At 55.2% G+C, this 12,900-nt stretch carries 13 protein-coding genes and 1 pseudogene; 10 read left to right on the top strand and 4 right to left on the bottom strand.

The window, feature by feature from the left end:
- The first annotated feature begins 42 nt into the window (after positions 1-42).
- The 3 genes and pseudogenes from AC07V4_RS19945 to AC07V4_RS19955 all read left to right on the top strand — a co-directional run bounded on the left by AC07V4_RS19945 (position 43) and on the right by AC07V4_RS19955 (position 1,199).
- A pseudogene (locus AC07V4_RS19945) lies at positions 43-577 on the top strand (glycoside hydrolase family 19 protein).
- On the top strand, positions 574-945 hold the full coding sequence (locus tag AC07V4_RS19950) for a hypothetical protein (protein WP_492636627.1): 372 nt from the start codon (positions 574-576) through the stop codon (positions 943-945). The pseudogene AC07V4_RS19945 and the gene AC07V4_RS19950 overlap by 4 nt, the downstream one beginning before the upstream one ends.
- Positions 942-1,199, top strand: a complete 258-nt coding sequence (locus tag AC07V4_RS19955; protein WP_492636628.1) for a hypothetical protein — start codon at positions 942-944, stop codon at positions 1,197-1,199. Before AC07V4_RS19950 ends, AC07V4_RS19955 begins: the two co-directional genes overlap by 4 nt.
- Before the next feature lie 179 nt (positions 1,200-1,378).
- Here AC07V4_RS19955 and AC07V4_RS19960 read toward each other — a convergent pair whose 3' ends face one another.
- Complete coding sequence (locus AC07V4_RS19960) at positions 1,379-2,446, bottom strand: fimbrial protein (RefSeq protein ID WP_492636629.1); 1,068 nt, start codon at positions 2,444-2,446, stop codon at positions 1,379-1,381.
- A 666-nt stretch (positions 2,447-3,112) separates the two neighbouring features.
- Between AC07V4_RS19960 and praB the strand changes: the two genes are divergently transcribed.
- Together praB and AC07V4_RS19970 are read left to right on the top strand one after the other, a co-directional pair.
- Entirely contained in the window at positions 3,113-3,607 is a 495-nt protein-coding gene (gene praB / locus AC07V4_RS19965; protein WP_492636630.1) for an alkane oxidation protein activator PraB, read from the top strand.
- Positions 3,608-4,355: 748 nt separating this feature from the next.
- Positions 4,356-5,168: a class I SAM-dependent methyltransferase gene (locus AC07V4_RS19970; protein WP_492636631.1), complete on the top strand. Its 813-nt coding sequence runs from the start codon at positions 4,356-4,358 to the stop codon at positions 5,166-5,168.
- 145 nt (positions 5,169-5,313) lie between these two features.
- On the opposite strand, the gene AC07V4_RS19975 is transcribed toward AC07V4_RS19970, so the two are convergent.
- Positions 5,314-5,694, bottom strand: coding sequence for a TIGR03067 domain-containing protein (locus AC07V4_RS19975; protein WP_492636632.1), 381 nt, complete (start codon positions 5,692-5,694; stop codon positions 5,314-5,316).
- 336 nt (positions 5,695-6,030) lie between these two features.
- Here AC07V4_RS19975 and AC07V4_RS19980 point away from each other — a divergent pair, with 336 nt between their 5' ends.
- The 4 genes from AC07V4_RS19980 (at position 6,031) to AC07V4_RS19995 (ending at position 10,225) form a co-directional block, all read left to right on the top strand.
- Positions 6,031-7,371, top strand: a complete 1,341-nt coding sequence (locus AC07V4_RS19980; protein WP_492636633.1) for an LPS O-antigen chain length determinant protein WzzB — start codon at positions 6,031-6,033, stop codon at positions 7,369-7,371.
- A gap of 246 nt (positions 7,372-7,617) precedes the next feature.
- The gene (gene lpxO, locus AC07V4_RS19985; protein ID WP_492636634.1) at positions 7,618-8,517 is read left to right on the top strand and encodes a lipid A hydroxylase LpxO; all 900 of its coding nucleotides are present in this window, start codon (positions 7,618-7,620) and stop codon (positions 8,515-8,517) included.
- Between the two features lie 223 nt (positions 8,518-8,740).
- Positions 8,741-9,055, top strand: a complete 315-nt coding sequence (locus AC07V4_RS19990) for a hypothetical protein (RefSeq protein ID WP_492636635.1) — start codon at positions 8,741-8,743, stop codon at positions 9,053-9,055.
- Between the two features lie 12 nt (positions 9,056-9,067).
- Positions 9,068-10,225 (top strand): PQQ-dependent sugar dehydrogenase, encoded by a 1,158-nt coding sequence (locus AC07V4_RS19995; RefSeq protein ID WP_492636636.1) that lies wholly within the window; start codon positions 9,068-9,070, stop codon positions 10,223-10,225.
- A 75-nt stretch (positions 10,226-10,300) separates the two neighbouring features.
- Here AC07V4_RS19995 and AC07V4_RS20000 read toward each other — a convergent pair whose 3' ends face one another.
- The gene (locus AC07V4_RS20000; RefSeq protein WP_431749309.1) at positions 10,301-10,780 is read right to left on the bottom strand and encodes a nuclear transport factor 2 family protein; all 480 of its coding nucleotides are present in this window, start codon (positions 10,778-10,780) and stop codon (positions 10,301-10,303) included.
- A gap of 54 nt (positions 10,781-10,834) precedes the next feature.
- Positions 10,835-11,398 carry a TetR/AcrR family transcriptional regulator gene (locus AC07V4_RS20005; RefSeq protein ID WP_492636637.1) on the bottom strand — a complete coding sequence of 188 codons (564 nt, stop codon included), beginning with the start codon at positions 11,396-11,398 and terminating at the stop codon, positions 10,835-10,837.
- Between the two features lie 125 nt (positions 11,399-11,523).
- Between AC07V4_RS20005 and pssA the strand changes: the two genes are divergently transcribed.
- A complete protein-coding gene (gene pssA / locus AC07V4_RS20010) occupies positions 11,524-12,867 on the top strand; it encodes a CDP-diacylglycerol--serine O-phosphatidyltransferase (RefSeq protein WP_492636638.1) in 1,344 nt (447 codons plus the stop codon).
- The last annotated feature ends 33 nt before the right edge of the window (positions 12,868-12,900 follow it).

Genomic DNA, 12,900 nt, shown 5'->3' on the forward strand with positions numbered 1-12,900 from the left:
CTCACCCGGCCAATGAGCCGGTTTTTTCGCCTGGAAAAAAGTATGCCGATCACAGAGCAGCAGTTGCTGCAGATCCTACCGAACGCCGGCCGCCAAGCCGGCGTTTTTGTTCCTGTGTTGAATACCGCCATGGGCAAGTACGGGATCGTGAACCGCTTGCGGATAGCTGCGTTCATTGCCCAGGTAGGGCACGAGTCTGGCCAACTGTGTTACGTGCGCGAGATTTGGGGGGGCGACGGCGGCGCAGGCCCGCTACGAGGGGCGCGCTGATCTGGGTAACACCGCCGCGGGCGACGGTTCCAGGTACCGTGGTCGTGGACTGATCCAGATCACCGGCCGGGCGAACTACAAGGCGTGCGGTGATGTTCTGGGCTTGGACTTGATCAATCAACCCACGCTGCTGGAGCAGCCGCAGTATGCCGCGATGTCGGCGGCGTGGTTCTGGTTTACGAAAGGCCTTAACACGCTGGCGGATCAGGGTGATTTCGTGAAGATCACCCGTCGCATCAATGGTGGGCTCAATGGGCAGGATGACCGCCAGTCGTTGTACGACAGGGCGCTGAAGGTGTTTCCATGACCATGGTGCAAAAGCTGTTCCTCCTGGTACTACTTGCAATCCCTTTGCTCTTGCTGGGTGCTGGTGGCGGAGTTTGGCTGGCAGCCCGGCATTATCGTCCGCTGCTCGATGCTGCGAACACCGACCTGGCCAACGCGAAGTCGGCGCAAAACAACCTGGAGGCACTGGCTGGCGAGCAGGGCAGGAAGCTCGGTGAGTTGGTACAAGCTGGTGAGCTGCGGGAGCGGAATGCCGCTCTGGCACAGGAGAAAGCCGCCCTGGAGGCCCAGCCAGATTACGCTGCAGCCAATCGGCTATTGCGGGAGCGAACCGGCGGCGACCCTGCCCAGGCTGCCGCGTCGATCATCGATCAGGAGTTGGGGTTATGAGATTTCTGGTGGTGACGCTGGCCCTGGTGCTGGTCGGATGCGCGGGGAGGGCGCACGAGGTGCGAACAGTGCGGGTAGAAGTGCCGGTACTGGTTCCGTGCAAGATACAGGCAGTGGCTGCCCCGCCATGGGCTGCTGTCGGGCTTAAAAAAACTGATAGCTTAGAGATAAAAGTACGAGCACTTTTGGCAGAGCGACGGCAGCGAATCGCATATGAGCGTGTATTGCTGTCAGCCACTAGTGAGTGTTACTAATCGCGTTGTGCTCGCCAAAATCTGGTTAGATGAAGTGCCCGTCCAGCACCGTAGTTAATAAGTCACAAAAACAAACTTGCAGAATAGTGCCGAATCTATGCAGCATCAGGAGATGCTCATTGATGATGACTATCTAGTTCAGCGCCAATAGCAATCGTTCATGAAAGCCGTGGCAATATTTATTCGTAGGATAAGGTAACTGTCACTCCTGCATTCACCTTTCCTGGTGTAAGAGTGCCCCCGGTGCGAACATAGCGCACACTCAGCGTCTTGTTAAGGACACCTCCTGCAGCCGGCATATTACCGATTAAGCCTTTTCCGGGATCGTACGTGATACCGAATTTTATTGGGTCCCCATTATCCAGCACTTGTAAAGAAATACCAGACGCCTGTTCCGGTGACTTGGATATTTGCAAGCTACTTGAGGTGTTGCTCAAGTCATTAACATCGATCATGCTATAGCGAATGTTGTACGCCGAATAAGCCTTGTTGCAAGAAACCCCCATTTGAAGGGAGGCCCCTTCAACTGTTGCGCCCGCAGAAGACAAAAGTGCCAGATTAACAGACCTCAACTTCACCTGCCCTGGCGCAACAAGCTTGCATGAAATGCCATTTACATTAAACGAAAATGCATTTATATTAATATTTTCGAGAGGTGCGCTGCATTCGCGACGGCACACAACATTATATATCTGCATATTAATGCGCTGACTTAATTGTACCCGTGGGAATGTTCTGATTCCGGGGGCCATAGTCGAACTCCTAGAGAAATACCTGACACGCACACCGATAGTCCCCTTCATATTGCCGTCACTCCCCGCGACATAGCCATAAAGTTCAGTTCGAATATACCGTACAGGATTAAAGCGTCCACTTGGCCCAGCTAAGGAAACTATCATGAATACATCGGCAACGTTGGTAGGAAAAAGCCCATATGTTTCTCCCTCAAAAATCACTGTATCTACAGGGTTATACCAGAGGTCGAAAAGAGTCCAAAATTGGCCGGTTGTCATGTTTTTACAGGAAAACAGCTTCGAAGTTTCGTGCCACGCGCTTGATAGCATCCCACCTTTTTTTGCAGCTGTCGCTGCGCCCTGTAGTTGATTGATCGTCGGCGAAATATATGTTGTATCCGTATTGCAATCAGCAAAACTCAATGGGGCATATACCGCCGGCGCTATCATCAGAATTGTGAGGCGAATACTGTTATGCCAAATGCGCAATAAAAAACCATGAAATGCTATCATCAAAACTACCAATCTCAGTATTTATTTGGAACCTAAAACAACGACCACGTCACCCGCCTTGGCGCAAAAGGACAGACCATCCACTGCAGTTCTGCCGGAGAAAATTTGGTCAATTTGCTGAGATCAATCATGGAGCCCAGATTCGGTTTGAGAGCATCACAACAAAACACACTTGTACCTTGCTCGAGATAAATCTTAATCCGGTCTTCCAACCGATAAAATGGCGAAGGGGCCGATTCGGATTGGTCTTATATCTGTGTAGGATTTATCAATCAGATATTGAGCTTGATCCTACAAAGTCTGGGAGGATGCTTGACTACCCTTGTCCTGCATGCAAACTGGATCCGGGAGTAAATCAGGGTTATGAATTTTCGAACCATTACGCTCAGTAACCGCGACAACGCGTAGCTAAACGCGGCCTTTCGGCTGCTAAAGCGGATAAGGCCACAGGGGATAACGCAGTGATTGCGCTGCGGGCGTGCCAGGCGTATGTCCGGGCTGTGGTGCACTGACCTACATTTACGGCCGAAAAAATTAACATGGCCTAACATGTAGAAAATGAATTGAGACTTGGCTGGAAAGGGAGATTCTGCAGTTTCACGGTGACCTCTCGATCATAGCCTCGCGGCCCGGCGATATCATTCGCCATACATGTGAGGAAAAACAATGAATCGCTTGAAAACCCTCGGTTGTGCAACTTCTTTCGCTGCGTGCTTTGTCGCCGCTTCGATGGCCGGCGCAGCGTCGATCAGCCCGGAAGGTCCCTTCACCACTGACCCTGGCTATATTATCGTTAAATCACCTTCCTCCTTCGGTGCTGCGGTGACTTGCGGTTTTACCTTCACTGGCAAAGTTGTCGGTGGCGTGGCCACGATCTATTACGCAAACGCTACCGGGAGCGGCCTTTGCTCCTTGCAGCCCATCGTTATTTTCCCGCCATGGGTGCTGAGTGCTACTAGTGGCGTCACAGGGCTCACTATGACCAATGTCACCTACAAGATCACATCGATGATCCCGACCACTAGCTGCGGTCCAACCTCCATCCTAGTTAACTGGGATCCTGCTACCAAAGCCCTCAGCAGTGCGAACCAGTCGCTGAGCGGCAACTGCACCGTGGTCTCCCTGAGAGTGGGTGCTCCGTCGCTGTCCGTTAATCCTTAACTGTAGACTCCGGAAAAGGGTTGATTGCCTGTTGCATGCGGGCGTCTCGCAAGAGGCGTCTGCCCTACCTGATCGAATACCTTCTTGCGCCATATCCAAAGCCATAAGCGTTACGAAATAGGCTACGCGCTCGGGCCGGGCACCGCTATCTGGACTACGCACCGAGAACTCCCATCATGGCAAGTCAAAGGTTTCGTCAGCCATGACTTCATGGCTGGTTGGCTGAGAGGTCAACCAATCTGCTGCTGCGTAGGGCTGTACAAAGCGGTAGATGCAGAGTGATACGGGCCAGCCTTTGAGCTGGCCTTTTTATTGGGGGATTGTGTTCGTTCGGCAGGACGCCCGGGGAGGGTGTTATGCGGTTTCGGCATGGGTTGGAATTTCCCCGTTGGGACAAAATCTGGGACCAACGGGTGCATTTCGGTGCGTTACGGGTGCTTACTCATGACGATTTGGCCCAATAAACACTGATCACAGCTAATCACATGACGGCATTCCATGCCGCATGGTGATGTTAGCTGTGGAGATCAATTACTTTACCTATCAATAGATTTCGAGCGTGGCGGCTGGAGCCTTCAGACATGCGTCAACAGCGACACCAAGGCGCGAAACCCGGTCGCTGAGCAAAAAATTGGGGATGTGTGTCGGAATTTGGCGCGCATTGTCGCATATGTCAGGCGACAGTTGTATTGCACGCGAAAACTGGCTTGTTTTCCGAGCCCCGCTGCACTGACTTTCTGGAGCCGCAATGGACATGCCCTCGGCCGAACAGGCCATTACCAGTAATAAGCACGCCTGGGATGAATCCGCCAGCCTGCACAAAGACACGGCCACTTGGAAGGCGACGCTGGAAGCCGTCGTTCACCCTGACTTTTCCTGCCTTGATCCGACGATTACCACGCTGCTGCAAGATGTCGGCGTCGCCGGCAAGGATGTTGTGCAACTGTGCTGCAACAATGGGCGCGAGAGCCTGTCCTTGTTCGGTTTGGGCGCGCGTTCCGTGGTGGGTGTCGATCAATCCCGGGCCTTTCTCCAGCAAGCCCGGGAACTCGGTGATGCTTCGCCCCATTGCCCACAGTTCATTGAGAGCGACATTCACCACCTGCCTGAGCATCTGATGGGGCAGTTTGATGTGGCCCTCGTGACCATTGGCGTATTGGGCTGGATGCCGGATGTGGCGCTGTTCATGCGTCATGTCGCCAGTACGCTAAAGCCCGGCGGTGTTCTGGTGATGTACGAAACCCATCCGTTCCTTGAAGTATTCGACCCCCTGGCAACCAACCCAATGCTGCCGGCCAGCTCGTACTTCCAGCGCGATCCCTTTGTGTTGCAAGAGTCCATTGTCTACGAGGGGCAGGGCACCGTTGACGGTCCGACCTCGTATTGGTTTGTGCATACGCTGGGGAGTGTGGTGAGCGGGGCGATTGCGGCGCAACTGCAGATTGGCCATTTGCAGGAGTACCCGCATTCCAATCGTGAAGAACTGTATGACCAGTACGAACACCAGCACGCGCAATTGCCACTGTGTTTCACCCTGACCGCGACCAAGCTTCCTGCCTGATCAGGTTTCCCGCGGGCAAAAAAAGCCCGCGAGAGGCGGGCTAAGGGATTCACTGGTGATTCACTGGAGTAGGTACGCTTTAACGTATCGCTCGGAAAGTGAAGGCCATGTGAAAACGCTGTCGAGTATTCGGATATGCACTCATTCAACGGCGCCGCACAAACGTGCGCATGGTTTGCCCCAGGCCGGTACTGAATACCGTAGGCCTGGGCATGCCCTCATCAGCAGCGATAAATACAAAATGATCCCCGTCGAGTTGGTAGCTGGCGGGTAGCTGCTTGCCCGCGTCATCGCCGATGGAATCGACCCAGGTAATGCTTTTGGGCGTGGTGTGCGTGTCCAGGGAAAACCGGCCAGCCAGCAAAATATTGCCATCGACCGTCGTCACTTCAAACCTGTCCCCGGCGATAGTGGTAATGGCGCCTGGCGCGCTGTGGGCGTCTGGCGGATTGAGGACGCCATTATCTTCAAGTGCGGTCTGCTCCCAAGCACCTTGGAGGGCGTGGTAGTCGGAAATTGATGACATGCAAAAATCCTTTTTCTGAATGTTGAAGGGGCTATTTGTATCGGGTGTGAAGATTAAATCGGACGGCGTGTGGGAATTTTTCTTTAAAAGACAGCGATTTGACAGCTTTTTCATGTTGTATTGACTACGCTGATAACTGCGTTATTCCTACAACACGTATAGCGCAGTTCGTTCTGCCTGAAATAGAGCTGAAACAATCGATCAGTGTGGGATTTTTTACCAAACTGAGTGGTCAGATTGCCACTGGTCAGTCGCATTCAGGGCGTTTTCCAGATTTTGAAGCTCCCTGGCTTCAAAGCTGATGGCCTTTTAGTATCGGATTAAGGTGTTTTAATTTTGAATCGAACTTCCCCGCTCGTGTCTTCTGCAACTTCCGATGAAATTGATCTGTTTGAGTTGTTTAATGCCATTTGGCGGCAAAAAAAGCTGATAGTCGGTTGTACTTTTCTGACGGGGATATTAGGTGCTGGCTATGCCTTCTTGGCGCCTAAGACGTATGAGGTAAGCAGCGTTCTACGGCCAGCGGCTATCAACGAACTGGATGCCCTGAATCGCTCCGAAGTCTATAAGCTGCCGCCTTCAGATGCATTGGCAAAGGTCGGTGCGCAATTGGAGTCCTATGACGCGCGCCTGGGCTTCTTCAAGGACCACGAGGAGTTGTTCAAGGCTTTTCAAAAGCCTGGGCAAAGCCTGGAGCAGAGTTTTGAAGAGTTCAATCGCAATGCCGTCAATCTGATCCTGCCAGACCCGAAGAAATCAGACTCGCTGAGCAATTACATCCGTCTGGAATTGCAATATCCGACGGACGTCAATGGTGTCGCCATCCTCAACGGCTTTGTCGATTACGCAATTACTGCCGAACGTGAGCAAGTCGGCGCGGACCTCAAAGTGATCGTCAATAACCGCCTGACAGAACTCAAAGGCAAGATTGACGCGGCCCGTGCCAATTACGAAACCGAAAAGGAATCAAAGATCGCCAAGCTGCTTGAGGCTGACAGGCTCAAGCGTGCCCAACTGCAGGATGAGCTTAGCGCGCTGCGCTTGCAGATGAAGATGGAGCGCACCAATCGTCTGGCAGAGCTTGCCGAAGCTATCTCTATTGCCAAGTCCATGGGTATCAAAACGCCTACTACCCCTTCCTCCATGGCGGACGCCACGCGTACAGGTTCCTCCCAAGTGATGCGCACCGAAGTCAACAATCAGAAGATTCCGCTGTACTTTATGGGTACTGAAGCCTTGGAGGCCGAGCGAATAGCGTTGCAACAACGCACCAGCGATGACTTTACCAATACCCGCGTTGCTGAAATTGGCAAGGAGCTCCAGTTACTTGAATCCAATCGCGAGGTTGAGATTCTGAAAAAACGTGGCAACGAAGATATTTTCCTGAAAGACGTCGATTCGCTTCGGGCTGAAGTCGCCAGGTTACGTGCGCTCAACATCGACATGAGCAGTCTCAAGTTGGTCACCATTGATCGTCGTGCCCAAGAGCCATTGGCGCCCATCAAACCCAAGAAATTGATGATCATCGCGATCAGCCTTGTTGTTGGCATGTTGCTGGGCTTAGTGGCGGCGTTGATCCGACACTTCGTACTCGCCCATCGTCGGGCCTTGTCTTATGCGCCGTTGGAAGACAGTAGGGTTTCCAGTCGGGAGCGTAAGGACGATCAGCAGTTGTAATTCGAGAGGGGGCTGGGGCCTATCAGCTTGGCCCCCAGCACATTCAGTGGACAGCTTTTCACAATTCTTAGTTAACCTTTGGTTACAAACTGTGGCTAAATGACGGTCGGTGTTCACACGCTGTAGGATTTTCCTTGTCGCGAGTGTCACCTGTTTGTGAATTGTGATTTCAGGTGCTGCATTCATCCTCGGCCGTTGTGGGCTGGCAGGAGCAGCCTGTTCTCTCCCTGACTTGTGACGAATCCCTTGAAACTCATCATTGTTGCTCTCTACGTTGCCTCCATTGCGTATGTCCACCTGCGTGGCCGGGTGCGGCACAAGCTGGGCCGCCAGCTTAGCGATCACTCGACGTTCCTGGCGCCGATCAACTGCTTTCTTTACTTGTTCTCCAAGCAGCCAAGCCGTCCTTTCCTTTCAGCCAGTGACTTTCCGGACCTGAGCCCGCTGCAGGAGCATTGGGAAGAAATCCGTCAGGAAGGCCAGAACCTGATGCAGGCCGGGGCAATCAAGCGTTCGGACCAATACAACGACGTGGGTTTCAACTCGTTCTTCAAGTCGGGCTGGAAGCGCTTCTATCTCAAGTGGTACGGCGATAGTCACCCATCGGCGATGAAGCTGTGCCCGCGTACTACCGAGTTGGTACAGAGCATCGGCTCCATCAAGGCGGCCATGTTCGCCGAGTTGCCACCGGGGTCCAAGCTGGTGCGCCACCGTGATCCGTACGCCGGTTCCTACCGTTACCATCTTGGCCTGGATACACCCAATGATCCGGGTTGCTACATCAACGTGGACGGCGAGAGCTATTACTGGCGTGACGGCGAGCCGGTGATGTTTGACGAGACCTATATCCACTACGCAGAAAATACCACCGAGCAGAACCGTATCATTCTGTTCTGTGATATCGAGCGCCCGATGAAGTATCGCTGGGCGGCAGCGTTCAACCGTTGGTTCAGCCGCAACGTGATGGCTGCTGCGGGCTCGCCTAACGATGATGGCGACAAGACCGGTGGCTTGAACCGAGCCTTTACCCGCCTGTACAAGATTCGCTTGCGTGGCAAGGAGCTTAAAAAACGCAACCGCGCACGTTACTACCTGGAAAAGTGGGCGATCTTTGCAGGTCTGGCGCTGATCTTCATTCTGATCTGAGTCCTGGCTGTGCCCGATATCGAACATTTTGCAGTGCCTGCACGGCTTTGACTTGGCTGTGCCGGTGCTCTGGTGGCCAGAGCACGACTGGAAAAATTTCGATGGGCATATGCGCGGACAGATCGTGTTACACCTGATGAGAAAGTATTTAGTTACGAATGCCGAACCCTGGGCGTAGCGTGTTATCGAAAGTACGCGTCTTCCGCTCCAGAGAGGCATCGTCATGAACCGTTGTGTACGTCATTTTGCAGCGCTGGCCGTGGGCCTGGCGCTGATCCCCTTGGCCCAGGCGCAAAATCTGCCTGGCAGCTTTGATACCAACAACAGCCCTATTCATCGAGCCAACCCCAACAGCATGCAGGGCACCACGCCCAATGCGCCAGCCGCTCGCGGCGTTCAGACCGGCCCGAGCCGCGCCGCGCCGACGGTGGAAAACGGCGGTATCGGCAATCGATATCCCCAGCGCGATACCGCCCCCAGCCGCCCCGCGACCGACACCAAAGCCCCCACCTATGATGCCAACGGCAATCGCCGGTAAGGACGACGCCTTATGTTTCTACGTAAAACCCTGCTGGCCGCTGTTTGCGCAACTTCGCTACTTCCACTGACGGCCGTGTTCGCGGCTGACGCCCAACAATTTCCCAGCGAGCAAGGCAGCATCACCGCCACGGCGATTGCCAAGGGGCTTGATCATCCTTGGGCAGTGGCATTTTTGCCGGATAAACAAGGTTTCCTGGTGACCGAGCGCCCCGGCCACCTGCGCTTCGTCAGCCCGGACGGCAAACTGTCGGCGCCGCTGACCGGCGTGCCCCAGGTGTGGGCCAAGGGGCAGGGCGGTTTGCTCGATGTGGTGCTGTCACCGGATTTCAAGCAGGACCGCATGGTGTACCTGTCATACGCAGAAGGCGGCGGTGAGGGGGGCAAGGCCGGGACTGCCGTGGGGCGTGGGCGTCTGGCCGACGACTTGAGCGGCTTGAAGGACTTCAAGGTGATCCTGCGCCAAGAGCCCAAGCTGTCGACCGGCAATCACTTCGGCTCGCGCCTGGCGTTTGACCGTGATGGCTACCTGTTCGTGACCTTGGGTGAAAACAACGACCGTCCGACCGCCCAGGACCTGGACAAGCTGCAAGGCAAGGTGGTGCGGATCTTCCCGGACGGCCGCGTGCCGGACGACAACCCCTTTGTCGGCCAGCAAGGCGTGCGCCCCGAAATCTGGTCCTACGGCCAGCGTAATCCGCAGGGGCTGGCCATGAACCCGTGGAGCGGCACGATCTGGGAAAACGAGCATGGGCCGCGCGGTGGTGATGAAATCAATATCATCGAACGTGGCAAGAACTACGGTTGGCCGCTGGCGACCCATGGCATCAACTATTCGCTGACACCGATTCCCGAGGCGAAGGGCAAGACGGTGGAAGGCACCGTGGCGCCCCATCATGTCTGGGAAAAATCACCGGCCATCAGTGGCATGGCGTTTTATGACGGCGATCGTTTCAAACCGTGGCAACACAACTTGTTCATCGGCGCCTTGGCCAGCCAGGAACTGATTCGCCTGCAGTTCGATGGCGACAAGGTGATCCATGAGGAGCGCTTGCTGGGTGGCTTGAAAGCACGCATCCGGGATGTACGGCAAGGGCCGGACGGCTATCTGTACGTGCTGACCGATGAGGATGATGGCGTGTTGTATCGAGTTGGCCTGAACCAGGACTGAGCGTGTGCCTCTGTAGTGAGCGGGACAAGCCCGCTCACTACAAGCGTTTTTCTGTGACAGGGTAAGTACAGTCGTTTACAGCCCCAGGTCTGAAAGCCCCGGATGATCATCCGGGCGTCGTCCCAGCGGCCAGTGGAACTTGCGCTCGCTTTCCTTGATCGGTAGATCATTGATGCAGGCAAAACGGTTGGCCATCAGGCCGTTTTCGTCGAACTCCCAGTTCTCGTTACCGTAGGAGCGGAACCAGTTACCGGAGTCGTCGTGCCATTCATAGGCGTACCGCACCGCGATTCGGTTGTCGGTAAATGCCCATAATTCCTTGATCAGCCTGTAGTCCAGCTCCTTGGCCCATTTGCGAGTCAGGAACCCCTTGGCCTCTTCACGGTTGTGGGCAAATTCGGCGCGGTTACGCCACTGCGTATCGAGGGTGTAGGCCAGGGAGACGCGTTGTGGATCGCGGGAGTTCCAGCCGTCTTCGGCCAGGCGTACTTTTTCGATGGCCGACTCGCGGGTAAAAGGGGGCAACGGTGGCCGTGTTTCAGAAGTAAGTGACATCGGGCAGCTCCTTGACACAATAAGGGTTGTTGAAAGTTGCCAGGTTTATGCGTTCTAAAGTCCCAATAACGTTCGCGCCATGCATTGCGCATTATCAGCGGCTGTTGAATCGCCCATGACCAGGGCAACGGTAATCGCACCATCAATCAGGATCAGCAGTTGCGCGGCCTGCTGTTTCGGATCGGGAGTGCCATGTGCTTCACACAGTTCAAGTGCGTACTCGAACAGTTTCTGTTTATGGGCTTTGGCCAGCAGCCGCACCGGGTCTTGTGCGTCGCCGGTTTCGCCGCTGGTGTTGATAAAGGCGCAGCCACGAAAGTCCGCCGAGGCAAACCAGACTTTCAGCGCACTGAACAGCGCCAACAGGCGCTCGCCGCTGTCTTGGCTGCGTTCCACTTCAGTGCGCAGCCAGTGAATCCAACGCTCATCGCGGCGCTGCAACGCCGCGATCACCAACTCGTCCTTGTTGGCGAAGTAGCGGTAGATGCTTTTTCTCGACACGCCGGCAGTCTTCACCAGGAAATCCATGCCGGTGGCGGCAATGCCGTGGCGGTAGATCAACTTTTCGGTGACGTCGAGAATAATGTCGCGGGTTTCGCTGGGAGTCATATCGTTCATACTGCTAACAGTAGAACGATCGTTCTTCTTGGTCAATTAACTTTTTTCCATGCGCGACAACGAGACCTGAGCACCCCCATGGTGTAAGCTCGGGGCCTCTTCGGATTCGACCCATTGCGAGCCTTATGCCGTCGTTCTTCAAACGCTCCTTGTTGCCCAAACTTCGCGGTTTTCCACTGACCCCTGACGCCATTGAAGTGCTGTCCGGCGCCGAGGCGTTCCGGCGTTGCCTGTTGGAAAAGATTCCCCAGGCCACTCGGCGTATCTACATCGTTGCGCTGTATTTGCAGCAGGACGAAGCTGGGCAGGAGATCTACGATGCGCTGCATGCCGCCAAGGCTGCGCGGCCGGCGTTGGATATTGTGGTGATGGTCGACTCGCTACGTGCGCAACGCGGCCTGATCGGCGCCGGCAAGCAACCCGGTAACAGCGCGTGGTACCAGGCCATGACCCAGAGCCACGCGAGCGAAGTGCCGGTGTATGGCGTGCCGGTGCAAACCCGTGAACTGTTCGGCGTGCTGCACCTCAAGGGCTTTGTGATCGATGACAGTGTGCTGTACAGCGGCGCGAGCCTGAACAATGTGTACCTGCACAAGTTCGACAAGTACCGTTTCGATCGTTATCACCTGATCCACAGCAAGCCGCTGGCGGATTCGATGCAACACTTGGTCGAGCATGGATTGGTGGCTTCCAAGGCCGTGCACCGCCTGGACCTGCCCAACCCGCCGACCACCCGCAGCCTGCGTAACGATATCGGTGACTTGCGCAGTCGTTTGAAGCACGCGGCGTATGACACCACTGCCGGGCAACTGCCCAACGGCCATCTGTCGGTGAGCCCTCTGCTGGGCGTTGGCAAGAACAACCCCTTGAGTCGAGTGATCCTGGAGTTGATCGCCAGTGCCCAGCATCATCTGACCATCTGCACACCGTATTTCAACCTGCCGCTGCCGGTCACCCGGGAAATCAATCGCGCCCTGGCGCGGGGCGTGAAGATCGACATCATTGTCGGTGACAAAACCGCCAACGACTTCTACATCCCGCCCAGCGAACCGTTCAAGGTGATCGCAGCACTGCCGTATCTGTACGAAATCAGCCTGCGCCGCTTTGCCAAGCGCCATCAGCCGATGATCGACAGCGGCCAGTTGAACCTGCACCTGTGGCGCGACGGCGATAACACCTACCACCTCAAGGGGATGTGGGTCGATCAGCGCTACACCTTGCTGACGGGGAATAATCTCAACCCGCGGGCGTTTCGTCTCGATTTGGAAAACGGCTTGCTGATTGATGACCCGCAGGGTCAATGGCTGGCGCCACGAGGTGCGGAGTTGGCGCAGATTTTCCAGCACACCACGCGAATCGAACGTTATCAGGCTCTGCAAAGCCTGGTGGATTACCCGCAAGCCGTGGGCAAGTTCCTGCGGCGGGTCAGCCGTGTGCGGATTGAACGGTTGCTCTACCGAATCCTGTAATCGAACTGAGTCAACAGGCAAAAAAAGACCCGG

Source organism: Pseudomonas sp. GW821-FHT03A09, from assembly GCF_059421065.1.

Bases quoted from the DNA above. Each gene is read 5' to 3' on its own strand.
- AC07V4_RS19950 (WP_492636627.1), top strand. From the start codon at position 574: ATGACCATGGTGCAAAAGCTGTTCCTCCTGGTACTACTTGCAATCCCT.
- AC07V4_RS19955 (WP_492636628.1), top strand. From the start codon at position 942: ATGAGATTTCTGGTGGTGACGCTGGCCCTGGTGCTGGTCGGATGCGCG.
- AC07V4_RS19960 (WP_492636629.1), bottom strand. From the start codon at position 2,446: ATGATAGCATTTCATGGTTTTTTATTGCGCATTTGGCATAACAGTATT.
- praB (WP_492636630.1), top strand. From the start codon at position 3,113: ATGAATCGCTTGAAAACCCTCGGTTGTGCAACTTCTTTCGCTGCGTGC.
- AC07V4_RS19970 (WP_492636631.1), top strand. From the start codon at position 4,356: ATGGACATGCCCTCGGCCGAACAGGCCATTACCAGTAATAAGCACGCC.
- AC07V4_RS19975 (WP_492636632.1), bottom strand. From the start codon at position 5,694: ATGTCATCAATTTCCGACTACCACGCCCTCCAAGGTGCTTGGGAGCAG.
- AC07V4_RS19990 (WP_492636635.1), top strand. From the start codon at position 8,741: ATGAACCGTTGTGTACGTCATTTTGCAGCGCTGGCCGTGGGCCTGGCG.
- AC07V4_RS19995 (WP_492636636.1), top strand. From the start codon at position 9,068: ATGTTTCTACGTAAAACCCTGCTGGCCGCTGTTTGCGCAACTTCGCTA.
- AC07V4_RS20000 (WP_431749309.1), bottom strand. From the start codon at position 10,780: ATGTCACTTACTTCTGAAACACGGCCACCGTTGCCCCCTTTTACCCGC.
- AC07V4_RS20005 (WP_492636637.1), bottom strand. From the start codon at position 11,398: ATGAACGATATGACTCCCAGCGAAACCCGCGACATTATTCTCGACGTC.
- pssA (WP_492636638.1), top strand. From the start codon at position 11,524: ATGCCGTCGTTCTTCAAACGCTCCTTGTTGCCCAAACTTCGCGGTTTT.